The organism is Mycobacterium sp. SMC-15 (assembly GCF_045310925.1).
Classification (GTDB): Bacteria; Actinomycetota; Actinomycetes; order Mycobacteriales; family Mycobacteriaceae; genus Mycobacterium.
The window spans coordinates 256221-282144 of record NZ_JBJIAJ010000003.1; the positions used below are offsets into that span (position 1 = coordinate 256221).

Sequence of the window (25924 nt, forward strand, 5' to 3'; positions counted from 1 at the left end):
GTTTACGCAGCAGGTGCCGGGGCCGGGGCCGGGGCGGGGGCCGGGGCGGGCGCGGGTGCCGGAGCGGGCGCCGGTGCCGGGATTCCCGGAATGCCCGGCGCCGGTGCGGGCGCTGCTTCCGCGGGGGGCGCGCCCAGCGGCCGGATGGACTCGGCCAGCGCGATCGCCGCGTTGGTGTCCACCGGATTGTTGGCCGTGCCCAGCCACACCACGAACCACCGCTCGGCCTGCGGGCCGGTGCCCTCGGCCGGCGGCACACCGATCACGCCGCTCCAGATCTGGCCGACCGGCTTGGCCGGGTCGGTGAACTTGACCTCGTAGTACGACGCGCTGCCGGTCAGGCCGCCCCCGGTGAGAGGCGCGTTCACCTGGTTGGCGCGGGTTCCCGGGTAGGGCATGAAGAACTCGCCCATGTCCGATCCGAGGCGGGTCGCGGCCTTGGCGTTGTCCGCCTCAGCGCTGGCGTACAGCCGCTGGTCGAGCTTGCCGAGCACGATCCTGGTGTCGTTGGCCACCGGCGCCGGTTGCCCCGGCAGCATCGGCTCGCCGGTCTTCTTGCTCAACAGCGACGAACCGTATTCAAGGTGGCTGGTGTCGGACTGCACCCAGCCGCCCGGCAGCACGAAACTGAACCCGCCCGCGACGTCGTCGACGCGGCCCACCTCGGGAGCGGCGGGCTCGGCGGGCGGAGCCGGGGCGTTCGGGTCGGCTGCCGGGGCATCCGCGGAGGCCGGGGGTGCGGGGGGCGGCGGCGGCACCGGGTCCGCGTATACCGGCGCCGCAACGGCGAACGCCAACGCACCGGCGACCGCGGTCGCGGCCATCGCCCGAATTCCCCTGGAGGTCAGGTCCACCTGCTTCATGGCAGAAAAACCTACCGCGTTGCCATCGCTACGCAAGTTACGCCGTGCCGAGGTGTGTCGCGCGCAGCGTCACTTCCTGGGCTTTGACCCCCAGCCAGACCGTCTCCCCCGGCGTCAGGCGCAGTTCCGCCGCCGCGTCTGCGGTGATGTCTGCCGCCAGTCCCGGCGCACCGTCGGGCTGGTCCACACCGCGCACCTGAACCGTGCTGCCGCGTACCGCGAGTTCGGCCACGGTCACCGCCAGGAGATTGCGCGGACTGCCGTGGCGCGGCGGCTCCCGGTACACCGCCACCGCCTGAGGTGTGCTGACCGCGACTGCCGGCCGGCCCGCGCTCACACCGTCATCGGCGGTCCCGTACCACTTGTCCCCCCACCCGGTGCGCAGTACGCCATCGCCGTCAAGGACCCCCGCCACCAGATTGAATCCGGCGATCTGTGCCCCGAACCGACTACGTGGCGCGGCCAATACATCTGCGGTGCGACCGATCTCAGCGACCCGGCCGGACTCCAGCACCAGCACCCGGTCAGCCAACGCGAATACGTCGAGGAGGTCGTGGGTGACCAGCACGGTGGTGCGACCGGCCGCACTGAGCACGTCGCGAAGCACGGTGCGTACCGCGGCCGCCGCTCCCACGTCGAGCCCGGCCAGTGGCTCGTCGAGCAACAGCACCTCCGGTTCGGCGGCCAGCGCACGCGCGATCGCGACCCGCTGCGCCTGCCCTCCCGAGAGCCGCCGCGGCCGCCGCTCGGCCAGCCCCTCGGCGTCGACCGCGCGCAACCACGGCGCCGCGACCGCCCGAGCGTGCCCCCGGCGCCGGTCGAGGCGACGCCCGCGCCCCGACCCGAACGCCACATTGGCCGCCACATTCAGATGCGGGAAAAGCAGCGGATCCTGCAGCAGCAACCCGACCCGGCGCTCGCAGGTGGCCACCTGCACCCCGGCCCGGGTGTCGGTCAGCACCCGATCACCCGTGCGAACCAGTCCTTCATCGGGCCGCAGCAGACCCGCGATCACATGCAGCAGGGTGGACTTGCCGGCGCCGTTCGCCCCTAAGACCGCCAACACTTCGCCCGGCGCAACGCTGAACCGCACGTCCAAGCCGCGCTGCGCCATCACCGCCACCACGCTGAGCCCCCCGGACTCGGCGGTCATCTGATCCCGCCCAGTCGCCGAACGCCCAGTCCCAGCACCACCACTGCGGCGACAGCCACCAGCAACAGCGACATCGCCGCCGCGGCGTCGGCATCCGACACTCGCTGTAGATAGATGGCCAACGGCAACGTCCGGGTGACGCCTTCAAGGGAGCCGGCGAAAGTCAGCGTCGCCCCGAATTCCCCGAGGGAGCGCGCGAATGCCAGCACCGCTCCCGAGATCAGGCCCGGAGTCAGCAGCGGCAGCGTGACCCGCCACCACACCGCGCTGGGCCGGGCACCCAGCGTGGCCGCCACCGTCTCGTAGTCGGCGCCGGCGGTCCGCGCCGCGCCTTCCAGGGCGATCACCAGAAACGGCAGCGACACGAATGTCTGTGCCAGCACCACCGCGGTGGTGGTGAACGCGATATGGATTCCGGCGGCCTCCAGATAGCGTCCCAGCAATCCGAGCCGGCCGAATGCGTACAGCAGGGCAATTCCACCCACCACCGGTGGCAGGACCAGCGGCAACAGCACCAGCGGCCGTAGCAGGCGCACCACCCGCGCATGGCTGCGCGCCAGCACCAACGCCATCGGCACGCCGAGCAGCAGACACAGCACCGTGCTGGCCGCGGCGGTGCGCAGGCTCAGTCCCAGCGCAGTGGTGGCCGACGGACTGCTGATCAGCGACCAGAAATGTGGCCAGTCGACTTTGGTTGCAATCCCCACCAGCGGCAACACCACGAACGCCGCACCGATCGCGGCGGGCACATAGACCCAGCCCGGCAGGTGATCAGGCCGGCCGACCACGGCGGGTCAGGGCTTACCGAAACCGGCCGCGTGCAGCACCTTGCGCCCCGCCTCACCGGTGACCAGATCGACGAACGCGCGGGCCGGCCCGGGCGACGGCGCTTCCCGCAGCAGCACGATCGGGTAGGTGTTGACCGCGCCGGCAGCCTCGGGGAACTCGATGGTGGCCACCTTGTCTCCGGCGTGTTGCGCATCTGTGCGATAAACCACACCGGCATCGGCCTGGCCGGTGGTGACCTTGTTGAGGACGTCGGTGACGTCGGGTTCCTCGCTGACCGGTGTGACCGTGACTCCGGTGGCCTCTTCGACTTTCTGGGTCGCCGCGCCGCACGGGACCGGCGATTGACACACCACCACGGCGAGTCCGGGTTCGGCGAGATCGGCGAAGGAGCGCACCCGGTGCGGGTTGCCGGGGGCCGTCACGATCACCAGCGTGTTCGTGGCGAACGGCACCGCCGCGCCGTCCAGCAGGCCGGCCTGCGCGACCTTGTCCATCTGGGTGGTGTTGGCCGAGGCGAAGACGTCGGCGCGCGCCCCTTGCGTCAGTTGGGTGGCCAGGTCTGACGATCCGGCGAAGTTGAAGGCCACCGCCACGCCGGGATTGTCGGTTTTGAACTGCTCGGCGATCTCGGTGAACGCCGGCTCCAGTGATGCCGCGGCGAACACCGTGATCGTCGGCGTCGCCGGCCCGGAGCTACAGCCGGCCAGTCCCGTCGCCAGCATGACCGCCACCGCGCCGCAGACCGCCTGGGTACGCCCCATGGTCAGGCAGCCTAGCGGCGATCGCAAGCGCTGCGAAGCAGCGCGCCGCGGGTCGACGCCGTCAACACAGCGGCGATCGCAAGCGCTGCGAAGCAGCGCGCAGCGGGCCGGCGCGGGGCGCACCCCGGACCGTGGCCGGATCGTGTCTGTGCCGAGTTCCGCCCCATCCCCGAAAACCGGCTACCGTCCAGTAACATAGCTTCCAACACGAGGAGGATCTACCGATGGATGTGCTGGTCACCGGTGGTGACACCGACTTGGGTCGCACCATTGCCGAGGGTTTCAGCGAGGCCGGGCACAAGGTGACGCTCGCCGGCCTGCGGGGCCCCGAGCTCGAGGTCGCCGCCAAAGAACTCGACGCCAACGCGGTCGTCTGCGATAACACCGACCCGACAAGCATGCTGGCTGCCCGCGGACTGTTTCCGCACCACCTCGACACCATCGTCAACGTCCCGGCACCACGTTGGCAGGGCGGCGACCCCCGCGGCTACACGCTGGCCGACCAGGCCACCGCTTGGCGCAGCGCGCTCGACGCCACCGTGCTCTCGGCGGTGCTGACCGTCGGGACCATCGGCGACCACCTGCGCTCGGGCGGCTCGATCATCTCGGTGCTGCCGGACAACCCCGGCGACGGCAGTGCCGACGCGGCGGTCAAGGCCGCCTTGTCGAACTGGACCGCCGGACAGGCCACCACCTTCGGCACCCGCGGGATCACCGTCAACGTGGTAGCCGCCGGCGAAGGCGCCCGCCCGGGCTACGACGGGCTGACCCGCGTGCCGCCCACCGGGGCCGCTGAAATCGCCCGTCTCGCGGTGTTTTTGACCTCGCCGGCTGCCCGGCACATCACCGGCCAGACGCTGCACGTCGGTCACGGAGCGCTGGCCTGCTTCAGCTGACTGTGACGGGAGTGGCTAATCCCACAACCACTGGATGCGGTGACCGCCTTTTAGGTCGACTAGCGTATTGGGGGAACGCAGTCACCGTCGAGGAGCAACCGGATTCCCATGAGCGCCCAGCCTGAAGTCACTGCGCAGCAGAGCCGACGCCACCAGGTCGTCATCATCGGCTCGGGATTCGGTGGGTTGACCGCGGCGAAGAAGCTCAAGCGGGCCGACGTCGACGTCAAGCTGATCGCCCGTACCACCCACCACCTGTTCCAGCCGCTGCTGTACCAAGTTGCGACGGGCATCCTGTCCGAGGGCGAGATCGCACCGTCCACCCGTGTCGTGCTGCGCAAGCAGCGCAACGCCCAGGTGCTGCTCGGCGACGTCACACGCATCGACCTGGCCGGCAAGTTCGTCACCTCCGAGGTGCTCGGCCACACCTACGACACCCCGTTCGACAGCTTGATCATCGCGGCCGGCGCCGGGCAGTCCTACTTCGGCAACGACCAGTTCGCCGAGTTCGCGCCCGGCATGAAGACCATCGATGACGCCCTGGAGTTGCGGGGTCGCATCCTGAGCGCCTTCGAGCAGGCCGAGCGGTCCCGAGACGAGGCCCGGCGGGAGAAGCTGCTGACCTTCACCGTGGTCGGCGCGGGCCCCACCGGTGTCGAAATGGCCGGGCAGATCGCCGAATTGGCCAATTACACACTCAAGGGCGCGTTCCGCAACATCGACTCGACCAAGGCGCGGGTCATCCTGCTCGATGCCGCTCCGGCCGTGCTGCCGCCGATGGGCGAGAAGCTGGGTGCCAAGGCAGCCGAGCGGCTGCAGAAGATGGGCGTGGAGATCCAGCTCGGCGCCATGGTCACCGATGTCGACCGCAACGGGCTGACCGTCAAGGACGCCGACGGCAAGATCCGGCGGATCGAGTCCCAGTGCAAGGTGTGGTCCGCCGGTGTGTCGGCCAGCCCGCTGGGCCGTGATCTCGCCGAGCAGTCTGACGTGGAGCTCGACCGCGCCGGGCGGGTCAAGGTGTTGCCGGACCTGTCCGTGCCGGGTCACCCGAACGTCTTCGTGGTCGGCGACATGGCGGCCGTCGACGGTGTCCCCGGTATGGCGCAGGGCGCCATCCAGGGCGCCAAGCACGCCGCCAGCACCATCAAGGCCGAGCTCGGCGGCGCCGACCCGGCCGACCGGGAGCCCTTCCAGTACCTGGACAAGGGTTCGATGGCCACCGTGTCCCGGTTCTCCGCGGTCACCAAGATCGGGCCGCTGGAGTTCAGCGGTTTCCTGGCCTGGCTGGCCTGGTTGGGGCTGCACCTGATCTACCTGGTCGGGTTCAAGAACAAGATCAGCACCCTGCTGTCGTGGAACGTGACCTTCCTGAGCACCCGGCGCGGACAGCTCACCATCACCGAGCAGCAGGCCTTCGCCAGAACCCGGCTGGAACAGCTCGAAGTGCTGGCGGCCGAGGCACAGCGCGGTGCGGAGCGCGCGGTCAGCTAGCGACGGTCCGCCGTCATCGGCCGGCCTAATCCGACAGGTTCTGCAACCGGACCTGGCCGCGGGCGAGCATCCGCTGGTCGGCGTCGGTGATCGTCACCAACCACAACTGCTGGCGTCGGCCGCGATGGATGGGGGTGGACGCCGCGTAGACGGTTCCGGACGAGACCGCCCGCAGGAAATCGGTGTTGTTGTTGACCCCGACCACGGTGCCGGCCGCGTCACCGCCGTCGCGGTGGAGCCAGGTGTGCGCCGAAACGCTGGCCACGCTTTCGATGATCGAGCAGTACACGCCGCCGTGCACGATGCCCGCCGGCTGGCAGAGTTTGGGCTGCAGCTCCAGCTGGGCGTGCGCGCCGTCCGGGCCGATCTCGGTGTAGACCAGGCCGATCTCTTTGTCGAAGGGCGCAGAGAAATCGGACGGAACTCCGGTGGCAGCCATGTGATGGTTTTACACGATGCCCGCCCGGCCGATCCGTTCCCCTCACACCGGGGTCGCAGCAGACCCTCAGCTTCTGATACGACGCCCGGTAGTAATTAAGGGTAGGCTTGCTCCGTTGCCCGGGGAGTTGATAACAAACATGGCGAAACAGACCCATTTAGGGGACTTGGAACGTGCGGTGATGGACCATCTGTGGTCGTCGCCGGAGTCTCAGACGGTGCGCGAGGTCCACGAAGCGCTGTCAGTGCAACGCGACCTGGCCTACACGACCGTGATGACGGTCCTGCAGCGACTGGCCAAGAAGAATCTGGTGTCGCAGATTCGCGACGACCGCGCGCACCGCTACACACCGGTCCGGGGCCGCGACGAACTGGTCGCCGGGCTGATGGTGGAAGCACTCGATCAGGCTGCTGACTCCGGTGACCGCCGGGCTGCACTGGTGCATTTCGTCGAACGGGTCGGTGTCGACGAGGCCGATGCGTTGCGGCGTGCACTGGACGAACTCGAGGCCAAACACCGCATTCGGCTGCCAGGTAGCGGCCGACCCGCTTCCTGAGGGAGACTAACAGCGTGTCCGCGCTGGCCTTTTCCATCGTCGCGCTGTTGCTCGTAGGGCCGGTCCCCGCCCTGCTGGCGCGCGCCGACTGGCCGCTACGCGCCCCCCGGGCCGCGCTGGTGCTCTGGCAGGCCATCGCGATCGCCGCTGTGCTGTCGGCGTTCAGCGCGGGCCTGGCCACCGCGAGCCGCCTGCTGATGCCGGGCCCGGACGGCCGACCCACCTCAACGATCCTCGGCTCACTGGACCGCCTGGGTTGGGGGCTGTGGACCTTCTACGTCGCGGTCTTCGCCTTGACCCTGATGGTCGGGCTGCGCCTCACGTGGACGGTGTTGCGGGTCGCGATCCGCACCCGGCAGCGCCGGGCCCACCACCGCATGCTCGTCGACCTGGTGGGTGTCACCGACCGCCCGCCCGCCGTGCGCACCAGCGGCCTGCGGATTCTGCAGGTGATGCAGCCGCTCGCCTACTGCCTGCCCGGGGTGCGAAGCCGGGTGGTGGTCAGTTCGGGCACGCTGCACGCGCTCGGTGACACCGAGTTGGCGGCGCTGTTGTGCCATGAACGAGCTCATCTGCGCGCCCGACATGACCTCGTGCTGGAGGCCTTCTCGGCCGTGCACACCGCGTTCCCCTGGTTCGTGCGCAGCGCCAGCGCCCTGGACGCGGTGCGGCTGTTGATCGAACTGCTCGCCGACGACGCGGCCGTGCGGGTGGCCGGCGCCCCTCCCCTGGCCCGCGCCCTGGTGACCTGTGCCTCAAGCAAAGTCCCCACCGGCGCGCTGGCGGCCGGCGGCACCAACACGGTGCTGCGCGTGCAACGGCTGTCGGGGCGGGGCAACAGCCCGGCGCTGGCCGCCGCCGCCTATTCGGCCGCGGCCGGGGTGCTGACGGTACCCACGGTGGCGCTCGCGGTACCGTGGCTGACCGAGCTGCATCGACTGATCGCGGGGTAACCCGCGCCACCCGGCCTGCCGGGATCGAATCACCTACCACCGAGAGGCGAATACATGAGCGCGTCGGAAGTTGTTGGCACCGCCCAGATCGGCGTGACCGGACTGGCAGTCATGGGATCCAACATCGCGCGCAACTTCGCCCGCCATGGCTACACCGTGGCACTGCACAACCGGTCGGTCGCCAAAACCGACGCGCTGCTCGACGCATACGGCTCCGACGGAAATTTCGTGCGCAGCGAATCGATTCCGGAATTCCTTGCCGCACTTGAGAAGCCGCGGCGCGTGCTGATCATGGTCAAGGCCGGTGACCCGACCGACGCCGTGATCAACGAACTCGCCGACGCGATGGAGCCCGGCGACATCATCATCGACGGCGGCAACGCGCTCTACACCGACACCATCCGCCGGGAGAAGGCGATGGCCGCGCGCGGCCTGCACTTCGTGGGGGCGGGTATCTCCGGCGGTGAGGAGGGCGCGCTGAACGGGCCGTCGATCATGCCGGGCGGCCCCAAGAAGTCCTACGAGTCACTGGGCCCGCTGCTGGAGGAGATCTCCGCCCACGTCGACGGGGTGCCCTGCTGCACCCACATCGGGCCGGACGGCGCGGGACACTTCGTGAAGATGGTGCACAACGGCATCGAGTACTCCGACATGCAGCTGATCGGTGAGGCCTACCAGCTGCTGCGCGACGGTCTTGGGCTCTCGGCGCCGCAGATCGCCGACGTATTCACCGAGTGGAACGCCGGGGAGCTGGACAGCTACCTGGTGGAGATCACCGCCGAGGTGCTGCGACAGGTCGACGCCAAGACCGGCCAGCCGCTGGTCGACATCATCGTCGACGAAGCCGAGCAGAAGGGCACCGGACGCTGGACCGTGAAGTCCGCTCTGGACCTGGGGGTTCCGGTCACCGGCATCGCCGAGGCGGTGTTCGCCCGGGCGCTGTCGGGCTCGGTCCCGCAGCGGCGCGCCGCGGCGGGACTGGCCGCCGGGGCCCTCGGCGAGCGGCCCTCGGACGCGGCCCGATTCACCGAGGACGTCCGCCAGGCCCTGTACGCCTCCAAAATCGTCGCGTACGCGCAGGGCTTCAACCAGATTCAGGCCGGCAGCGCCGAGTACGGCTGGAACGTCACCCCGGGAGACCTGGCGACGATCTGGCGGGGCGGCTGCATCATTCGCGCGAAGTTCCTCAACCGCATCAAAGAGGCCTTCGACACCGACCCCGACCTGGTGAGCCTGCTCGCCGCGCCGTATTTCCGCAGCGCAGTCGAGGCCGCCATCGACTCCTGGCGTCGAGTGGTGACCACGGCGATCAGCCTGGGTATTCCGGCCCCCGGTTTCTCCTCGGCCCTGGCCTACTACGACGGGCTGCGGACCGAGCGGCTGCCGGCCGCCCTGACCCAGGCCCAGCGCGACTTCTTCGGCGCCCACAGCTACGGCCGGGTGGACGCGGAAGGCAAGTACCACACGCTGTGGAGCGCCGACCGCAGCGAAGTGCCGGTCTAGGGGCCTAAACCAAGAGGCGCAGTACGGCGTCGGTGAAGGCCTGCGGGTCCTCGACCTGTGGGTAATGCCCCAACCCGGGCAGCTCGACGACGTCGGCTGACGGGCGCAGCTGCCGCAGGCCGTCCAGCACATTGGTGGTGGCCACCGGATCGCCCAGCCCCCACACGAAGCCCAGCGGCTTGGGCCAGTCGCGCACCGCGCCGTGCCAGCGCTGGGCATACCGCACCCGTTCGTCGAGATAGGCGGAGAGCAGGTGTGCAATCCGGTTTCCGCCGTTGTGGGTCAGCATGGCCCACTGTGCGGCGGCCTCATCAGCGGTCAGCGGATGATCCGGGCTGAACAGCCGGCCGAAGCCGCGAATGAAGCTGCGCCGGTTGGTCAGTCGGGCGGCGACGCCACCGAGCGGGCCGCGCAGTATCTTCTGGATCGGCCGCAGGCTGGCCCGCTCCAAGATCACGCTGCCGTTGGTCAGCACCGCGCGTGCCAGGTCGAAGGTCAGGTTGCCCTCAAGGTCGCGCGCCAACAGTTCGGTGGCCACCGAGGTGCCCATGTCGTGGGCGGCCAACACCACCGGACCCGTTGTTCTCGATGCCACCACCTGCTCCACCAGGTCGGCCTGCTCGAACAGGCTGTAGCGATGCGGACGCGGCTTGTCCGACAAGCCGAACCCGAGGAAATCCATCGTCAGCCAGGACCGACCGGAAAGCCGGGCCACGACCGACCGGAAATCATAGGAGCAGGACGGAAAGCCGTGCAGCAGAAGAATGGTCGGCCCATCCCCCACGCCTGATCGCACAAACACCCGGCCTGCGCCGGTAGGCACCCACCCGCCGCCGTCATGCCACTCGCTGACACTGCTTCGCCACGCCGTATTCGTCATCGCGGTCATTGTGCGCTGTGCCTCAGATCAGCGCCAGCAGATCGGCAAGTGCCGAGCCGCTCGCGTCGGCCGCCCCGAGGTTCGCCAACGCATCGGTGATGTCGTTGAACACCGCCTCGGGGAATCCCAGGAAGGTCGCGCTGATGTCGTGCAGTCCGGTCTGCAGCGCGTCACCGATCGTGGTGGTGTCGCCGCCGAGCAGGGCCTGGTAGAGGTTCCACGCGGCTACCTGCGGTGTGGTGATCAGATCCCGCACGTCCATGATCAGCTTCGTCAGCAGCCCCGGGTCCTCGGGGACGGCGATCCCGTCCCAGCTGACCAGCGTCCAGCCGTCGGTGGGGTTGCCTTCGATCTGCACAATGCCGGTGTTGGGCAACATCGGTGATCCGTCGTCGTTGGCGAACATGGTCTGCAGCGTCAACGGCAGCAGCAGTGAGATGTCGGGGTTCTTGACGTTGAGCGCCACCCAGGCGGCGATGTCGGCTTCGTTGTTGAAGGCCACCGCGGTGATGTCGCCGTTGTCGCTGACGACCGGATTGGCCATCGCGGCGCTGTACATGGCGTTGACGGCGCCGGTGAAGTTCTGGTTCATCACCACCCCGTTGGGGTCCTCGACCGAGCCGGGGATGGGCGCCAGCACCAGTCCGAACAGCGTCCACAGCATCGGCGTGAACTGGTAGAGGAAGCCGGACAGGCTGGCGATCGGTTGGCCGGCGTAGATGCCGCTGTCGATCTCGTTGAGCCCGGACAGGATCTGCGTCGTCATGTGCTCCAGGTCGGCGAACGGCGCAGCGGTGTCCATGTCTCTGATGGCTTGTCCGGAGAAGATCCCCGCGACGTGGTCGCCGAGTTCGTCGTGAAGCTTGTTCGCCACGGCCTGCGCCTGCTGCACGCCGAGATCGCTGAGCGGCGGGCCGGGATGGTCTGGTGAAGGGGTGATGACATCGTTGAACGGCGGCATTCGCTGCCCGTGCCGCACGATATCGATGACGATGTCTTGGGCCTCGCCGCTGGTGAGCGTAATGCCGGAGACCGCGCCACCGGGTTGCGCCGGCGGGACGACGGCTATGACACCGGCTCCGACGAGGGCGACACCGGCGGCAATCGGAGAGATCGAAGATATCTGCATGGCGTCTACCTCCTAACCGAGATTTCCGATGGCGTCGACGATGTCGGTGAACACCGACCCGGGGAACTGGACCAGTGCCGAGCCGACGTCGTCGAAGCCGGTCTGCATCGCATTCATGATCGTCGTGGGATCGCCGCCGAGGATGGCCTCCCAGGTGTGCCAGAGCGCCGCTTGCGCCGGCAGCATCACGTCGCGCACGTCGACGAACAGCGCGCTCAGCAGATCCGGATTCTCCGCGATGGCGTGCCCGTCCCAGCTGACCAGCTTCCAGCCGTCGGTGGGGTTGCCCTCGACTTCGACGACGGCGGTGTTGGGCAGGAAAATGGTTGTCTGGCCGTTCGGGACACTGTTTGCCTCTTTGATGAGGTTCAGGAAGAACGGCAGGTCGGGGTTGTCGACGTTCTGCATCACCCATGTGAAGATCGATGCTGTGCTGGTGAACGCGACATCGGTGACCTGGCCGTTGTCGCTGATGACGTCGCTGTTGGCCAGTGCGTGGTCATACATTGTTTGAACACCGTCGTCGAATCTTTCACCCATGACGATCCCGTTCGCGTCGTGCGAGCCCGGGGCTGACAGCAGTGCCAACCCCAGCGGCGCTCCCAACGTCCAGCCGCCCACGGTCAGAAAGCCCAGGCGGCCGCCGAGGCTTTCGATGGGATCGAGCGCGTAGATTCCGCTGTCAACCTCGTCGAGTTGGGGCAATAACTGTGGGGTCATGCCCACCAGCTCAGCGAACGGCGCGGCGGTTTCCGTCACCCGGAGACCCTGCCCGGTGAAGAGGCCGGCGACCTGGCCGAGTTCGCTGTAGAGCTGGTTCCCGACATCGGACGCCTGTTCCTGTCCGAGTTCGCTGAGCGGAGCCCCGGGATGATCCGGGGAGGGGGTGAGCATGTTTTCGTACGGCGAGATCATCTCTGCGTGCCGCACGAAGTCGATAACGATGTCTTGGGCGGTGAGCTGGATGTCGAATGCGGCCGCGGCCGCCGGTGGCGACGACGCCGCGACCGGGACGACGGCGATGCCACCGGCCAGCGCGGCGCTGGCGGTGAGGGACAGAACGTGGCTTGCCTGCATGGCGCCTACCTCTTTTGGAGTTATCGAGTTCAGCAATGTTTCAGCTATTTCTCAGTTTGGGCAGCGCTATTCAGTCGCAAGCGAGCTAACTGCAATAGGGCCAGATCATCACGCAGTCGACTGCGGGTTCTTCAGTTGCCGTGCCCGCGCCGTCCACGATCACGTTCGATGCTGCGCAAGAGCGCTTCGTATCTCGCTCTGCACCCCCAAGGGGTTACGCCGCTTCGGCGTCGGAGATCGTCAATCGAACCGGAAGGTCGAAGCTCGCCGATCTGCTCGTCAGCAGATAGCCCCGTCAAATTACCTGTGCTGCAATCCAAGACAGAGCACCAAGCCGAGCCTTCGCGGCCGAATTCGAGTCGGATTGGGCGGGTTACGATCCCCGGTTGCGCCACTGCCGGTGCAGTTTGCGCTGCAGGTATCCCTCGACGGTGCATTCCCGCCGCTCCAGCCTCGCTTCGATCGCCTGTCGGCGGACGCCACGACCGACCACCGGGGGGACGCAAGAAGCCGCAACCGGGGCCGCGGTGGCGGCGCCTCGCTGGTTGCAGCTAACTGTCATCTCCGCTCCCTTAAAAGTCTCCATGAGTTTAACCGACTAACCTGCTGTGAGGAAGATCAATTTTTCATTCGGTTGATATCGCGTCAGGTGGTGTCCGTCGTCATGCTGGCGGTAGCGTGGCTGACCGGGCCGAAACGGATCCGGCCGGTGCGTGGTGAAGGCCGGCTCATGACATGTGGAGGCGAACAGATGGGCTCTTCGGAACCCGACAGACCGGTGGTGGTCGCCCAATGAGGTTCGTCAGCGGATACGACCCCACCCATGACCTGACCTATAACGACGTCTTCATCGTCCCCAACCGCTCGGCCGTCGACTCACGCCTGGACGTCGATCTGGCCACCCGCGACGGGTCGGGCACCACGATCCCGGTGGTGGTGGCCAATATGACCGCGGTAGCAGGCCGGCGGATGGCCGAGACGGTTGCTCGGCGTGGCGGGATCGTGGTGCTGCCCCAGGATCTGCCGATCGATGCCGCGAGGCACACCGTGGCGTTCGTGAAGAGTCGAGACCTGGTCGCCGACACCCCCGTCGTCCTGTCCCCCGAGGATTCGGTGTCCGACGCGATGGCCTTGATCACCAAACGCGCGCACGGCGTCGCGGTGGTGCTGGTCGACGGCCGGCCCATCGGGTTGGTCACCAAGGCGTGCTGCGAGGGCGTGGATCGCTTCACCCGGGTCCGCGATGTCGCGGTGGCCGAGCTGATCAGCGCGCCCGTCGGCACCGATGCGCGCACGGTGTTCGATCTGCTGGAGCACTCGCCCGTCGATGTCGCGGTGCTGACCAATCCCGACGGCACCCTGGCCGGCGTCGTGACCCGCACCGGCGCGATCAGGGCCGGGATCTACACCCCCGCCACTGACGCGGAGGGACGGTTGCGCATCGCCGCCGCGGTGGGTATCACCGGCGATGTCACGGCCCGGGCCGCCGCCCTGCTGTCGGCCGGGGTGGACCTGCTGGTCATCGACACCGCCCACGGACACCAGGAAAAGGCCCTACAAGCCATCCGCGCAGTCGCGGCGCTGCATCCCGGCGTGCCCGTTGTGGCCGGCAACGTGGTGTCGGCCGACGGCACCCGCGACCTGATCGCCGCGGGGGCCGACATCGTCAAGGTCGGCGTCGGCCCGGGCGCCATGTGCACCACTCGGATGATGACCGGAGTGGGCCGCCCCCAGTTCTCCGCCGTCCTCGAGTGTGCTGCCGCGGCGCGCGAACTGGGCGCCCACGTGTGGGCCGACGGTGGAGTACGCCATCCCCGAGACGTCGCGCTGGCCCTGGCCGCCGGGGCGTCCAACGTGATGATCGGCTCCTGGTTCGCCGGGACCTACGAGTCCCCCGGCGATCTGATGTTCGACCGCGACGACAGGCCGTACAAGGAAAGCTACGGAATGGCGTCCAAACGCGCGGTGGCTGCACGTACCGCCGCTGACAGTGCGTTCGACCGCGCCCGCAAAGCACTCTTCGAGGAAGGCATCTCGAAGTCGCGGATGGCCCTGGACCCCGAACGCGGCGGCGTCGAGGATCTGCTGGACCACATCACCTCAGGCCTCCGCAGCACCTGCACCTACGTCGGAGCTGCCGACCTGGCGCAGCTGCATGACCGAGTGGTGGTTGGGGTGCAGTCGGCTGCCGGATTCGCCGAGGGCCATCCGCTACCGTTCGGCTGGTGAGACCCACACGGCGATGAGTATCCGATGAGCCTGGTAGTCACAGTGGCCAGCCTGCTGGCGTTCGCGGTCCTGACCCTGGGCACCGCGGTGTTCGTGGCCGCCGAGTTCTCCCTGACCACCCTGGAACGCAGTGTCGTGGAGGCCAACGCCCACCGCGGCGGCCGTCGCGACGCCTACATCCAAGACGCCCACCGCACGTTGTCCTTTCAACTGTCCGGCGCCCAACTGGGCATCTCGATAACAACGCTGGCGACGGGCTATCTGGCCGAACCGGTGCTGGCCCGCTGGCTGCGCCTTCCGCTGGCGGCGGCGGGCCTGCCCGAGCGGATGACTGCCGGCGTTGCGCTGTTCCTCGCCCTGGTGATCGCGACGTCGTTGTCGATGGTCTTCGGCGAGTTGGTGCCCAAGAACCTGGCCGTGGCGCGCCCGCTGCCGATCGCCCGCGCGGTGGCCGGGCCGCAACTGCTGTTCTCCCGACTGTTCGCGATCGCGATCAGGGTGACCAACGGGACGGCAAACCGCATCCTGCGTCGGTTCGGGATCGAGCCCGCCGACCGGCTGGCCTCGGCGCGCTCGGCGCGCGAACTGGCGTCGCTGGTGCGCAATTCGGCGCGCAGCGGTGCCCTCGACCCGACAACCGCCGCTTTGGTGGAGGGTTCGCTGCGATTCGGTGCCCTGACCGCCGCCGAGCTGATGACGCCGCGGTCCAAGATCGTGAGCCTGCAGGCCGACGACACCGTCGCCGATCTGGCCGCGGTCGCCATCGACACCGGTTTCTCCAAGTTTCCGGTGGTCGACGGCGATCTGGACGCCACCGTCGGCATCGTTCACGTCAAGCAAGTGTTCGCGGTCCCCGTCGCCGATCGCGCATCCACCCGGGTCACGGCCGTGGCCCAACCGGTCGCGGTGGTGCCCTCTACCCTCGACGGCGACGCCGTGATGGAGCAGATCCGGGCCAACGGACAGCAGGCTGCCATGGTGGTCGACGAATACGGCGGCACCGCCGGGATGGTGACCGTCGAAGACCTCATCGAGGAGATCGTCGGTGATGTCCGCGACGAACACGACGACGCCACTCCCGACGTGGTGGCCTCCGGCGGCGGTTGGCAGGTATCGGGCCTGCTGCGCATCGACGAGGTGGCCGCCGCCACCGGCTACCGCGCACCGGAGGGCTCCTACGAAACCATCGGCGGACTGGTGTTGCAGGAACTCGGCCATATCCCGGCCGCCGGGGAGACCGTCGAGCTGACCGCGTTCGACCCCGACGAGCTCTCCACGCACCCACCACGCTGGCTGGCCCGGGTGGTCCGGATGGCCGGCCGGCGCATCGATCTGCTGGAACTCACCCGGCTGGGGGCAGGCGATGGCTGATCTGTTCAACATCGCGCTGACCGTGCTGCTGATCGCGGCGAACGCCTTCTTCGTCGCCGCCGAGTTCTCGCTGATCTCAGCACGACGCGACCGGCTCGAGGCGCTGGCCGAACAGGGCAGGCAAAGTGCGGTTACGGTGATCCGGGCCGGTGAGCAGCTGTCACGAATGCTGGCCGGAGCACAATTGGGCGTCACGGTGTGCTCGATCCTGCTCGGCCGCATCGGTGAGCCGACTGTCGCCGACCTGCTTACGCCGGCGTTTCGGCTGGCCGGAATCCCGGATCCGCTGCTGCACACGGTGGCGTTCGTCGTCGCGTTGACGATCGTGGTGGCGCTGCATCTGCTGTTGGGCGAGATGGTGCCCAAGAACATCGCACTGGCGGGCCCGGAGACGGCGGCGATGCTGCTGATCCCGCCCTACCTGGTCTACATGGCCGCTGCCCGGCCGTTCATCGTGTTCTACAACTGGTGCGCCAACGTCACTCTGCGCGCCATGCGGGTGGAGCCCAAGGACGAGCTGGAGATCACGGTGTCCACCGTCGAGTTGAGCGAGATGATCGCCGAGTCGGTCTCGGCGGGTCTGCTCGACCTCGAGGAATACACCCGGTTGACCCGCGCCCTGCAGATCCGCACCCGGGTGGTCGCCGATGTCGCGCTGCCGATCGGCGACATTCGCGCCGTGCCGGTGGCGAGCGCCGGACGCGGCCCGACCGTGGCCGCGATCGAAAAGGCCTTCGCTCAGACCGGTTACTCCCGGTTCCCGGTCGTCGACCAGGACGAATTCGTCGGCTACCTGCACATCAAGGATGTGCTGTTGCTCGGCGAGACCTCCACCGGGTTAGGCGCCGCTGCGGACGCCGTTGTCGACGTCGCCGCGGTACGGCCCCTGCCGCGTATCCCCGCCTCCCTGCCGCTGGCCGATGCCTTGTCACGGCTGCGGCGTCTCAACAGCCATCTGGCTTTGGCGGTCGCCGAGGACGGTACAGCGGTGGCGATGGTAACCCTCGAAGATATGGTCGAGGACGTCGTGGGCACCGTACGCGACGGGACGCACCGTGTTTGACCTGGCGGAACGGGTTCTGGACGGCGTGCAGTGGCAGCCCCGGGCCGCGGCGTACCGGCAACGACTCGAGGACTTCCTGGCCCCGCAGCTGCGCCGGATCGCTGACGGCGACCCGGTGCCGAAATTCCTGTTCAGCTATTACAGCCTGCGGCCGGCACAGTTGCGCAGCTGGAATCCCGGTTTCGGCGTGACGCTCGCCGGGCCGGAGGCGTTGCGCCACTATGGCGGACGGCGCGGCTACGCGGTACGCGGCGGCCAGGTCGGTGTCGCCGAGGAATACTTGCGTGAGCGAGTCGACACCGTGACGTTCGTCGCAGGGCTGTTACGCGCCACCGCTGCGCGGCCGGCTCAGCTGAACTGCTTCGGCCTGCACGAGTGGGCGATGGTGTTTCAGGGCGACAGCGTGCGCCACGGTCATGTACCGCTGCGACTGAGTGCTGCCGAAACCGACGCGGTGGTCGAGTCAATTCCGCTGCGCTGCACCCACTTCGACGCCTTCCGTTTCTTCACTCCCGCCGCGGTGCCCCGCAATGCCGGGGCGCCGAGCCGGGCCACCCAAATCGCTTGGGAGCAGCCGGGTTGCCTGCACGCCAACATGGACCTCTACAAGTGGTGCTACAAGCTGGGGCCGCTGATCGACTCCGAACTACTCCTCGCCTGCCTTCAGCTGGCCGCGTCGGCGCGCGAGCTCGACATGCGCGCCAGCCCCTATGACCTGAGCGACTACGGTTACGCACCGATCACCATCGAAAACGCGGCCGGCCGTGCCGAATACGTCCGCCGCCAAAGCGAGATCGCACAGCGCGCCACGCCGCTGCGGGCGGCTCTGCTGGACCGGTGTGACCTGCTGACAGAATTCGCCGGATGCGAATAGCCTCGCGACCTGCCGGTAAGGTGGTAGATCGGCTATGAGGGAGGAAATCATGACGGACCGGGTGTCGGTGGGCGACTTGCAGGTCGCACGCGTGCTGTATGACTTCATCACCGACGAGGCGCTGCCGGGCACCGGTGTCGACCCCGACAGCTTCTGGGCCGGCGTGGACAAAGTCGTCACCGATCTGACGCCCAAGAACCAGGAACTGCTTGCGCGTCGCGACGAGCTGCAGGCGCAGATCGACAAGTGGCACCGGCACCGGGTGATCGAGCCGCTGGACACCGAGGCTTACCGGGCCTTCCTCACCGAGATCGGCTACCTGCTGCCCGAACCCGAGGACTTCACCGTCAGCACGGCCGGTGTGGACGACGAGATCGCGGTGCAGGCAGGCCCGCAGCTGGTCGTCCCCGTGCTCAACGCCCGGTTCGCGCTCAACGCCGCCAACGCACGCTGGGGCTCGCTGTACGACGCGCTCTACGGGACCGACGTGATCAGCGAGGACGACGGAGCCGAGAAGGGCACGTCGTACAACAAGGTGCGCGGCGACAAGGTGATCGCCTACGCCCGTAGGTTCCTCGACGACTCCGTGCCGCTGGCCAACGGCGCCTGGACCGAGGTCAAGAGCTTCGCGGTCACCGACGGCGCGCTGGTGGTCACGCTCGGCGACGGCCTCGAGACCGCAGTCGCCGCACCCGCGGAATTCGTCGGCTACACCGGCGAGGCCGCAGCGCCGTCGTCGGTGCTGCTGTCCCACCACGGCCTGCACGTCGAGATTCTGATCGACCCGGAGTCACCGGTCGGATCCACCGACGCCGCCGGCATCAAAGACGTGGTGCTCGAATCGGCTGTCACCACGATCATGGACTTCGAGGACTCGGTGGCCGCGGTCGACGCCGAGGACAAGGTGCTCGGGTACCGGAACTGGCTAGGACTGAATCGGGGCGACCTGTCCGAACAGGTCCGCAAGGGCGACAAGACCTTCACCCGCACCCTGGCCGCCGACCGTGAGTTCACCGCACCGGACGGGGGAACCCTGACCCTGCCGGGCCGCAGCCTGATGTTCGTCCGCAACGTGGGTCACCTGATGACCAACGATGCCATCGTCCGGAGCTCCGACGGCGCGGAAGACCGAGAGGTGTTCGAGGGCATCCAGGACGCGTTGTTCACCGGGCTGATCGCCGCGCACGGCCTGACCGCCTCCGACGACAACGGGCCGCTGGTCAACAGCCGCACCGGATCGATCTACATCGTCAAGCCCAAGATGCATGGCCCCGATGAGGTCGCCTTCACCGCCGAGCTGTTCAGCCGGGTCGAAGACGTCCTGGGCCTGCCGCAGAAGACCCTCAAGATCGGCATCATGGACGAGGAGCGGCGGACCACGGTCAACCTGCGGGCGTGCATCAAGGCCGCCGCCGACCGGGTGGTGTTCATCAACACCGGCTTCCTGGACCGCACCGGAGACGAGATCCACACGTCGATGGAGGCCGGGCCCATGGTCCGCAAGGCCAGCATGAAGTCGCAGCCGTGGATCCTGGCGTACGAGGACAACAACGTCGACGCGGGGTTGGCCACCGGCTTGACCGGCCACGCCCAGATCGGCAAGGGCATGTGGGCGATGACCGATCTGATGGCCGACATGGTCACCCAGAAGATCGGCCACCCGCGCTCGGGTGCCAGCACCGCGTGGGTGCCCTCTCCCACCGCCGCAACCCTGCACGCGATGCACTACCACCAGGTGGACGTCTTCGAGGTGCAGAAGGAACTGGCCGGAAAGCGGCGCGCCACAATCGATGCGCTGCTGACCATTCCGCTGTCCGAAGGCCTGGCCTGGGCGCCCGACGAGATCCGCGAGGAGGTCGACAACAACTGCCAGTCGATCCTCGGCTACGTGGTGCGCTGGATCGACCAGGGTGTGGGTTGTTCGAAGGTCCCCGACATCCACGACGTGGCGCTGATGGAAGACCGTGCCACGCTGCGGATCTCGTCTCAGCTGCTGGCAAACTGGCTGCGGCACGGGGTCATCACCGCCGACGACGTGCAGTCCAGCCTGGAGCGGATGGCCCCGGCAGTGGACCGCCAGAACGCCGGTGACGCGAGTTACCTGCCGATGGCACCCGACTTCGAATCCAGCATCGCGTTCGCGGCCGCCCGCGAGCTGATCCTGTCCGGGACCACCCAGCCCAACGGCTACACCGAGCCGATCCTGCACCGGCGTCGGCGGGAGTTCAAAGCCCAGGCCGGTATCTGATCCGGCGCAGATCTTCAGTGGACAACACCGTGGCCGGACAACTGACCAGTCGGAGAGGACGCACCCACCGTGGGTAGGCACAGTTTCCCCGGCCCGGACGATTCCGCAGATGAGCCGTTGGGGGGCGAGGAACCCGACGACAGCCACCTGTCCGGCGGACCCGAGCTCTTCGGCCTCGGCGACCCGGACGACGACGACTACGTCGACGACTATCACGACGCGTTCTACGACGAGACGTTCCCCGCCGGTGGTGACGCCGGATATCGCGAGCCACGATACGACGATGCGGGATACGACGATGCCGACCCGGCGCAGTACATGCGTCGCGGCGGTGAACCCGATGAGGAATCGCGTTACCGCACCGGTCCTTTCGGGGCCATCGGCGGCGTCAACGGGGAGTCATCGGTATCGGATCAAGACGAGCCGCGCGGTGGCCACCGCGATCTCGACCGGTGGCGCCGGCATCGCAACGACTCGGGGACGCGCGGTGTCAGCGTCGGCGTGGTCGCCGCACTTGTCACGGTGATCGTTGTGGTGGGTGCGGTGATCCTGTGGCGCTTCTTCGGCAATTCACTGTCACATCGTTCCGCCGACGCCGCAGGCAACTGCGCAGCCGGCGATCTGACGGTTGCCGTCGTGGCAGATCCATCGATCGCCGACCATGTGCAGGGTTTCGCCGACAGGTTCAACAAGACCGCGAAGCCCGTCGGCGATCGCTGCGTGTCGGTGCAGGTCAAGCCGGTCGATTCCGATGCCGTCGTCAGCGGTTTCATCGGCGACTGGCCGGCGCAACTCGGGCAGCGCCCGGCGCTGTGGATCCCTGGCAGTTCGGTCTCCACGGCTCGGCTGCAGGCCTCCGCGGGGGCGGAAACGGTCAGCGACAGTCGGTCGCTGGTCACCTCGCCGGTGTTGTTGGCGATTCGTCCCGAGCTCAAAAGCGCACTACAGAAGCAGAGTTGGGCGAGTCTGCCGGACCTGCAGACCGATCCTGACGGCCTGGGCCGGCTCGGGCTGGCCGGCTGGGGGCCGCTGCGGCTGGCGCTCCCGATCGGCGGTAACGCCGATGCCGCTTTCCTGGCCGGCGAGGCGGTGGCTGCGGGTGTCGCCCCCAAGGGCGCCCCGATCGTTGACGGGGTCGGCGGTGTACATCGGCTCGCGGGCGAGCAGCCGAAGCTCACCGATTCTTCGCTCGCCGAGGCCATGAACGTGCTTCTGCGCCAAGGAAATCTTGCCTCCGCACCGGTGCACGCGGTGGTGACCACCGAGCAGCAACTGTTCACCCGCGGCCAGTCGCTGTCGGACCCGGCGACAGAGCTGAGCTCCTGGCGGCCGCCGGGACCGGTGCCGGTCGCCGACTACCCCACCGTGCTGCTCGCCGGCTCCTGGTTGTCGCAGGAGCAGGTCAGCGCCGCCAGCGAGTTCGCCCGCTTCGCCCGCAAACCCGACCAGCTCGCCGAGTTGGCCAAAGCCGGATTCCGCGTTGAAGGCGTCGAACCGCCGAGCAGCGAGGTGACCGGTTTCCCGGCGGTGTCAGACACCCTGTCGGTCGACGACGATGCGACGCGCGCCGCCCTGGCGGGCGCCCTGACCACGTTGCCGGGCAGCGCGGCGGTCACGGTGATGCTCGACCAGTCGATGACCACCGACGAAGGCGGTAAGAGCCGGTTGGCCCATGTGATCGCCGCCCTGGATCAACGGATCAAGGCCCTGTCCCCGACTTCGTCTGTGGGCCTGTGGACCTTCGACGGCACCGAGGGCCGCAATGTGGTCACCGGGGGTCCGCTGGACGAGCCGCTCAACGGCGGGACCCGTGCGGAGACCTTGGTCAGCGAGCTCAACGAGCTGAGCTCGACGCCTGGCGGCGCGGTGTCGTTCACGACGTTGCGCCTGGTGTACAACCAGGCGTTGGCCAACTATCACCCCGGACAGGCCAATTCGGTACTGGTCATCACGGCGGGTCCGCATACCGACCGGACCTTGGACGGCACTGGGCTTCAGGATTTCATCCGGGCCAACATCGATCCGGAACGACCGGTGGCCGTCAACGTCATCGACTTCGGCGCGGACGCCGACCAAGCGACCTGGCAGTCGGTGGCGTCACTTTCCGGTGGCACGTACCAGAATCTGCGCGGGGCGAACTCCCCCGAACTGGCCGGCGCGCTGAATTCGCTGCTGAGCTGACGCACCCTGGGCCGGCGCCCTACCGCGCTACCCGCCCAGCGCGTCCAGGATCTGCTGCGGCACGGTGACCAGCAGTTCGGTGATCATCCCGCCGAACGAGCCGACACTGATGCTGGCCAGGTCCAGGTTGCCCAAGCCGAGATCGTCGAGCAGCTCACCCAGGTTCAGGTTCGACAGGTCACCGACCAAGTCGCCGAGGTTCAGCGGCAGGTTGTCCAGGCCCAGGCCGCTGATCAGGCCACCCAGGTCCAGGCCGTTCAACAGTCCGGTGACGTCGATTCCGAGCAGCCCGCCACCGAGTCCGCCCAGCAGGCCGCCCAGCGTCAGGTCACCGGTGGAGTCGGCGAAGCCGAGACCTTCCAGGATGCCGCCGATGGTGAGGTCGCCGGTCGGCAGCGAGACCCCGAGAGCGCCCAGCAGCGAGCTGACCGTCTCGTCGATGCTCTGACCGCCTAACAGGTCACCGAAGGTGACGGTGTTCAGCGCGTCGATCAGATTCTGCGGGGTAAGGACTACGGCACCGAGAACCTCTTGCAGAAGGGGACCGACCAACGGCAGGCCGTTGATGATGCCTGCCAGAACCGAGTTCAGGATGCCGGTGATATCGGTCAGCACACCTCCCGGCAGCCCGCCGACCAGCGATCCCAGCGAGGTATCGACCAGGCCGCCGAAGCCCAGATTCGTCAGTAATTGGGCCAGGCCGAGGTTGATCTCGGTGTTGATGCCGAACGCGTTCAGCACGTCGTCGAGGCTCAGGCTGTTCAGGTCGACGTCGGTGTCCAGGCCCAGCCCGCTCAGGATGCCGGTCAAGCTGAGGCTGCCCAGGCCGAGGTTGCCCAGGCCCAGAAAGTCCAGCAGTCCGCCCAGGTCGGTGACGTTGCTGCCCAGCTTCAGCAAGTCACCCAAACCGTCACCGCTGATCCCCAGCTGGGTGAGCAGTCCCCCCAGGGTCAGATCGCCCAGGCCGAGTTGGTCGATCAGGGCCGCGAGGTTGACGTTGGTCAGATCCAGGTTGCCCAGCCCCAGTGCGTCCAGCAGTTTGGTCAGGTTGAGGTCGACCTCCAGGTTCTGCTCCGGCGCCAGGATGCCGTTGAATGCCGGGATGTTGATGATGCCGCCGAGCAGACTCAGGTTGTCCTGGCCGTTCAGGTAGGCGTTGAGCACGGTGGCCGGCGCGTTGAGCAGCGCGGTGAAACCGGTCGCCGGGTCGCCCAGCTCGGCCATCACGCTGCTGAGCGCGTTCAGGGTCGCCGCCTGCGACCCCAGATTGGCGATCAGCAACTCCATTGCCGGCGCCAGTTGCACCGACACCGTCGCCGGCAGCGAGGTGATGTCGGTGTCCACCGTCGGGGTGAGGTCGGTGAAGGCACCGATCACGCCGAGCGGGTTGGTGAACATCGCGGTGAAGACCTGGAAGATCCCGGACCAATCGGCGTGCGCACTGATGTTCTGCACGTTGTCCCAGGTATTGGTGAACAACTCGGTGTAGGTGGTGGTCAGTGCAACGGCGGGTGCGCCGGCTGGTGAGAGCGCCGGCGCAGAAGACGGCGCCACCGGCACGACCGCGAGCATCCCGGCGCCCACGACGGCGACACCGGCTGTGAGGTACGGACGAAGAGTGAGGTGTTGCATGATCTCTCCTCATATGATGTTAATCACGATTCGGATGAGGTCAGCGTAAACCTATTTGAGGTCGAACTTGAGATTTCGCTGAATTTTCTCCGTATTGCGGGTGCGGCGTCCCACAGCACCCCGGCGCGCGAATTCGACCGATCTGAGGTGGCTACGAAGCGGACCTGGTGCCTAGCCGCCCAGCATGGCGAGCAGCTGCTGCGGCATGCTGACGAACAGTTCGGTGAACGTCCCACCGAAGGCGCCGACGCTGGCGCCGGCCAGATTCACTTGGCCCTGGGCGAAGCCCTCGAGCAGGTCGGCGAGGTAGGGGTTCACCCAGTTCCCGACCAGGTCGCCGAGGTTGAGCGACAAACCGTCGAGCCCCAGAAAGCCGACCAGGTCACTCACATCCAGACCGTTCAACAGCCAGGTGAGGTCCAGCCCGAGCGGACCATCGATCAGGACGTCGCCCAGCGCACCCCCGAGCCCACTGAGCACATCGCGCAGCGTCAGGTCGCCGACGGAATCGGTGAAGCCGAGGTCTACCAGGATGCCGCCGATGGTCAGGTTGCCGGCCGACAGCAACGCGCCGCCCACATTCCCCAGCAGTGAACTGACGCTGTCACCGAGCTGCAGGTCGCCCAGCAGATCGCCGACGGTGAAGGTGTTGAGCAGGGTTTCCAGGCCGCTGGCCCCCAGCAGGTCGCTCACCAGCCCAGTCAGCAGCGGCCCCACCAGGGGAACAGGGTCGAAGAGGTCGGCCGCGGTCGCGTGGAGCCACCCGAGAAGCTGGGTCAGCAGCCCGACTTCCGACAGCAGGCTGCCGAGGTGTTCGCCGGCGAGGTTGCCGTCGCCAAGGCCGACCAGAAGGTGGCCCAGCCCCAGCGGGATTGCGGCGTCGACCCCGAACGCGCTCAGCACGTCCGCGAGGCGGAAGTTGCCGAGTTCGAGGTCGAGGTCCAGATCCCGGTAGAAGTCGGTGTTGGGGCCTAGGTCACCCAGGAGGGCGGTCAGGCTGTAGCGGCTCAGACCCAAGTCGCCCAGGCCCACGAAGTCGAGCAACTCCCCCAGCGTGCTGACGTTGGTGGTCAGCTTCAGCAGATCCCCGACACCGTCGTCACTGAACCCCAGCCCGCTGAGCAGGCCCCCCAAGGTCAAGGTGCCGGAACGGATCTGGTCGATCACGCCGTCGAGGTTCAGGTTGCTCAGATCCGGAGTGCCCAACCCCAGCATCTCCAGCAGCCTGGACAAATTGAGGTCGATCTCCAGGCTCTGCTCGGGCGCCAGAACCCCGTTGAACGCCGGGATGCTGATGATGCCGCCCAGCAGGGACAGGTTGTGCTGGCCGTTGAGGTAGGCGTCAAGCAGGGTGGCCGGCGCGTTGAACAGCGCGGTGAATGCGGTCTTGGGATCGCCCAGGTCGTCGACCACGCCGAACAGCGCGTCCAGGGTCGCCACGTGCGATGTCAGACCCGCGATGAGCAATTCCAGCCCCGGCGACAGCTGCACCGCGACCGTGGCCGGCAGCGACGCGGTGTCGGTGTCCACGGCCAGCGTGAAGTTGCCGGCCGCTTCGATGACCCCGGCTGGATTGGCGAACAGGGCGGTCAACAACTGCGAGATCGCCGACCAGTCCGCGTTCGCGCTGATGCGCTCGATGTTGTCGCGCGTGTTGGCAAACAGGTCGCCGTAGGAGGTGGTCAGCGCCACGCCGGGCGAAATCACGCAGGCCCGCGGTGGCACCGTGACCGGGGCGACCGTGACCATCCCAGCGCTCACGAGGGCGATGCCGGCGGTGAGACAGGAGCGAGACTTGGGCTCCTGCACGAGTCCTCCTAGGCGCGAACCTAA

The 25924-nt window shown here is 67.8% G+C and carries 21 protein-coding genes; 11 read left to right on the forward strand and 10 right to left on the reverse strand.

Annotated features, from left to right (window positions below; all coding sequences use genetic code 11):
• Positions 1 to 2: 2 nt before the first annotated feature.
• The 4 genes from ACJH71_RS06255 to modA are packed head-to-tail and all read right to left on the reverse strand — an operon-like array spanning position 3 to position 3566.
• Positions 3 to 863 carry an alanine and proline-rich secreted protein Apa gene (locus ACJH71_RS06255; RefSeq protein WP_406757139.1) on the reverse strand — a complete coding sequence of 287 codons (861 nt, stop codon included), beginning with the start codon at positions 861 to 863 and terminating at the stop codon, positions 3 to 5.
• A gap of 37 nt (positions 864 to 900) precedes the next feature.
• Positions 901 to 2016, reverse strand: a complete 1116-nt coding sequence (locus tag ACJH71_RS06260; RefSeq protein ID WP_406757140.1) for a sulfate/molybdate ABC transporter ATP-binding protein — start codon at positions 2014 to 2016, stop codon at positions 901 to 903.
• Positions 2013 to 2804, reverse strand: a complete 792-nt coding sequence (locus ACJH71_RS06265; protein ID WP_406757141.1) for an ABC transporter permease — start codon at positions 2802 to 2804, stop codon at positions 2013 to 2015. The genes ACJH71_RS06260 and ACJH71_RS06265 overlap by 4 nt, the downstream gene beginning before the upstream one ends.
• A gap of 6 nt (positions 2805 to 2810) precedes the next feature.
• The gene (modA, locus tag ACJH71_RS06270) at positions 2811 to 3566 is read right to left on the reverse strand and encodes a molybdate ABC transporter substrate-binding protein (RefSeq protein ID WP_406757142.1); all 756 of its coding nucleotides are present in this window, start codon (positions 3564 to 3566) and stop codon (positions 2811 to 2813) included.
• Between the two features lie 224 nt (positions 3567 to 3790).
• Between modA and ACJH71_RS06275 the strand changes: the two genes are divergently transcribed.
• Complete coding sequence (locus tag ACJH71_RS06275) at positions 3791 to 4462, forward strand: SDR family oxidoreductase (protein WP_406757143.1); 672 nt, start codon at positions 3791 to 3793, stop codon at positions 4460 to 4462.
• Positions 4463 to 4570: 108 nt separating this feature from the next.
• Positions 4571 to 5956, forward strand: coding sequence for an NAD(P)/FAD-dependent oxidoreductase (locus ACJH71_RS06280; protein WP_406757144.1), 1386 nt, complete (start codon positions 4571 to 4573; stop codon positions 5954 to 5956).
• A 25-nt stretch (positions 5957 to 5981) separates the two neighbouring features.
• On the opposite strand, the gene ACJH71_RS06285 is transcribed toward ACJH71_RS06280, so the two are convergent.
• On the reverse strand, positions 5982 to 6395 hold the full coding sequence (locus ACJH71_RS06285) for a PaaI family thioesterase (RefSeq protein ID WP_406757145.1): 414 nt from the start codon (positions 6393 to 6395) through the stop codon (positions 5982 to 5984).
• A 139-nt stretch (positions 6396 to 6534) separates the two neighbouring features.
• Between ACJH71_RS06285 and ACJH71_RS06290 the strand changes: the two genes are divergently transcribed.
• From ACJH71_RS06290 to gndA, 3 genes are read left to right on the forward strand one after another with little or no spacing between them, the layout of a single operon-like run.
• Positions 6535 to 6951: a BlaI/MecI/CopY family transcriptional regulator gene (locus ACJH71_RS06290; protein WP_406757146.1), complete on the forward strand. Its 417-nt coding sequence runs from the start codon at positions 6535 to 6537 to the stop codon at positions 6949 to 6951.
• A gap of 14 nt (positions 6952 to 6965) precedes the next feature.
• Positions 6966 to 7904 (forward strand): M56 family metallopeptidase, encoded by a 939-nt coding sequence (locus ACJH71_RS06295; RefSeq protein ID WP_406757147.1) that lies wholly within the window; start codon positions 6966 to 6968, stop codon positions 7902 to 7904.
• A 54-nt stretch (positions 7905 to 7958) separates the two neighbouring features.
• Positions 7959 to 9407: an NADP-dependent phosphogluconate dehydrogenase gene (gene gndA / locus ACJH71_RS06300; RefSeq protein WP_406757148.1), complete on the forward strand. Its 1449-nt coding sequence runs from the start codon at positions 7959 to 7961 to the stop codon at positions 9405 to 9407.
• Positions 9408 to 9411: 4 nt separating this feature from the next.
• Here gndA and ACJH71_RS06305 read toward each other — a convergent pair whose 3' ends face one another.
• The 3 genes from ACJH71_RS06305 to ACJH71_RS06315 are packed head-to-tail and all read right to left on the reverse strand — an operon-like array spanning position 9412 to position 12493.
• Positions 9412 to 10287, reverse strand: a complete 876-nt coding sequence (locus ACJH71_RS06305) for an alpha/beta fold hydrolase (protein WP_406757149.1) — start codon at positions 10285 to 10287, stop codon at positions 9412 to 9414.
• A 22-nt stretch (positions 10288 to 10309) separates the two neighbouring features.
• A complete protein-coding gene (locus tag ACJH71_RS06310) occupies positions 10310 to 11416 on the reverse strand; it encodes a histidine phosphatase family protein (protein WP_406757150.1) in 1107 nt (368 codons plus the stop codon).
• A gap of 12 nt (positions 11417 to 11428) precedes the next feature.
• Complete coding sequence (locus ACJH71_RS06315) at positions 11429 to 12493, reverse strand: histidine phosphatase family protein (protein WP_406757151.1); 1065 nt, start codon at positions 12491 to 12493, stop codon at positions 11429 to 11431.
• A gap of 792 nt (positions 12494 to 13285) precedes the next feature.
• Between ACJH71_RS06315 and ACJH71_RS06320 the strand changes: the two genes are divergently transcribed.
• From ACJH71_RS06320 to ACJH71_RS06345, 6 genes are all read left to right on the forward strand, one after another.
• On the forward strand, positions 13286 to 14722 hold the full coding sequence (locus tag ACJH71_RS06320) for a GuaB1 family IMP dehydrogenase-related protein (protein ID WP_406757152.1): 1437 nt from the start codon (positions 13286 to 13288) through the stop codon (positions 14720 to 14722).
• Between the two features lie 24 nt (positions 14723 to 14746).
• Complete coding sequence (locus ACJH71_RS06325; RefSeq protein WP_406757153.1) at positions 14747 to 16093, forward strand: hemolysin family protein; 1347 nt, start codon at positions 14747 to 14749, stop codon at positions 16091 to 16093.
• Entirely contained in the window at positions 16086 to 17156 is a 1071-nt protein-coding gene (locus ACJH71_RS06330) for a hemolysin family protein (RefSeq protein ID WP_406757154.1), read from the forward strand. The genes ACJH71_RS06325 and ACJH71_RS06330 overlap by 8 nt, the downstream gene beginning before the upstream one ends.
• Positions 17149 to 18030 (forward strand): 3-methyladenine DNA glycosylase, encoded by an 882-nt coding sequence (locus tag ACJH71_RS06335; RefSeq protein WP_406757155.1) that lies wholly within the window; start codon positions 17149 to 17151, stop codon positions 18028 to 18030. The genes ACJH71_RS06330 and ACJH71_RS06335 overlap by 8 nt, the downstream gene beginning before the upstream one ends.
• Positions 18031 to 18079: 49 nt before the next feature.
• Positions 18080 to 20278, forward strand: a complete 2199-nt coding sequence (locus tag ACJH71_RS06340; RefSeq protein ID WP_406757156.1) for a malate synthase G — start codon at positions 18080 to 18082, stop codon at positions 20276 to 20278.
• A gap of 69 nt (positions 20279 to 20347) precedes the next feature.
• Positions 20348 to 22459, forward strand: coding sequence for a hypothetical protein (locus ACJH71_RS06345; protein ID WP_406757157.1), 2112 nt, complete (start codon positions 20348 to 20350; stop codon positions 22457 to 22459).
• A gap of 27 nt (positions 22460 to 22486) precedes the next feature.
• Here the strand turns inward: ACJH71_RS06345 and ACJH71_RS06350 are convergent, their stop codons facing one another.
• Both ACJH71_RS06350 and ACJH71_RS06355 read right to left on the reverse strand, forming a co-directional pair.
• Positions 22487 to 24091, reverse strand: a complete 1605-nt coding sequence (locus ACJH71_RS06350; protein WP_406757158.1) for a hypothetical protein — start codon at positions 24089 to 24091, stop codon at positions 22487 to 22489.
• Between the two features lie 171 nt (positions 24092 to 24262).
• Entirely contained in the window at positions 24263 to 25852 is a 1590-nt protein-coding gene (locus ACJH71_RS06355; protein WP_406757159.1) for a hypothetical protein, read from the reverse strand.
• Positions 25853 to 25924 lie beyond the last annotated feature (72 nt).

Bases quoted from the DNA above. Each gene is read 5' to 3' on its own strand.
- ACJH71_RS06340 (WP_406757156.1), top strand. From the start codon at position 18,080: ATGACGGACCGGGTGTCGGTGGGCGACTTGCAGGTCGCACGCGTGCTG.
- ACJH71_RS06350 (WP_406757158.1), bottom strand. From the start codon at position 24,091: ATGCAACACCTCACTCTTCGTCCGTACCTCACAGCCGGTGTCGCCGTC.
- ACJH71_RS06315 (WP_406757151.1), bottom strand. From the start codon at position 12,493: ATGCAGGCAAGCCACGTTCTGTCCCTCACCGCCAGCGCCGCGCTGGCC.
- modA (WP_406757142.1), bottom strand. From the start codon at position 3,566: ATGGGGCGTACCCAGGCGGTCTGCGGCGCGGTGGCGGTCATGCTGGCG.
- ACJH71_RS06260 (WP_406757140.1), bottom strand. From the start codon at position 2,016: ATGACCGCCGAGTCCGGGGGGCTCAGCGTGGTGGCGGTGATGGCGCAG.
- ACJH71_RS06320 (WP_406757152.1), top strand. From the start codon at position 13,286: ATGAGGTTCGTCAGCGGATACGACCCCACCCATGACCTGACCTATAAC.
- ACJH71_RS06285 (WP_406757145.1), bottom strand. From the start codon at position 6,395: ATGGCTGCCACCGGAGTTCCGTCCGATTTCTCTGCGCCCTTCGACAAA.
- ACJH71_RS06255 (WP_406757139.1), bottom strand. From the start codon at position 863: ATGAAGCAGGTGGACCTGACCTCCAGGGGAATTCGGGCGATGGCCGCG.
- ACJH71_RS06330 (WP_406757154.1), top strand. From the start codon at position 16,086: ATGGCTGATCTGTTCAACATCGCGCTGACCGTGCTGCTGATCGCGGCG.
- ACJH71_RS06305 (WP_406757149.1), bottom strand. From the start codon at position 10,287: ATGACGAATACGGCGTGGCGAAGCAGTGTCAGCGAGTGGCATGACGGC.
- ACJH71_RS06310 (WP_406757150.1), bottom strand. From the start codon at position 11,416: ATGCAGATATCTTCGATCTCTCCGATTGCCGCCGGTGTCGCCCTCGTC.
- gndA (WP_406757148.1), top strand. From the start codon at position 7,959: ATGAGCGCGTCGGAAGTTGTTGGCACCGCCCAGATCGGCGTGACCGGA.
- ACJH71_RS06280 (WP_406757144.1), top strand. From the start codon at position 4,571: ATGAGCGCCCAGCCTGAAGTCACTGCGCAGCAGAGCCGACGCCACCAG.
- ACJH71_RS06290 (WP_406757146.1), top strand. From the start codon at position 6,535: ATGGCGAAACAGACCCATTTAGGGGACTTGGAACGTGCGGTGATGGAC.
- ACJH71_RS06275 (WP_406757143.1), top strand. From the start codon at position 3,791: ATGGATGTGCTGGTCACCGGTGGTGACACCGACTTGGGTCGCACCATT.
- ACJH71_RS06325 (WP_406757153.1), top strand. From the start codon at position 14,747: ATGAGCCTGGTAGTCACAGTGGCCAGCCTGCTGGCGTTCGCGGTCCTG.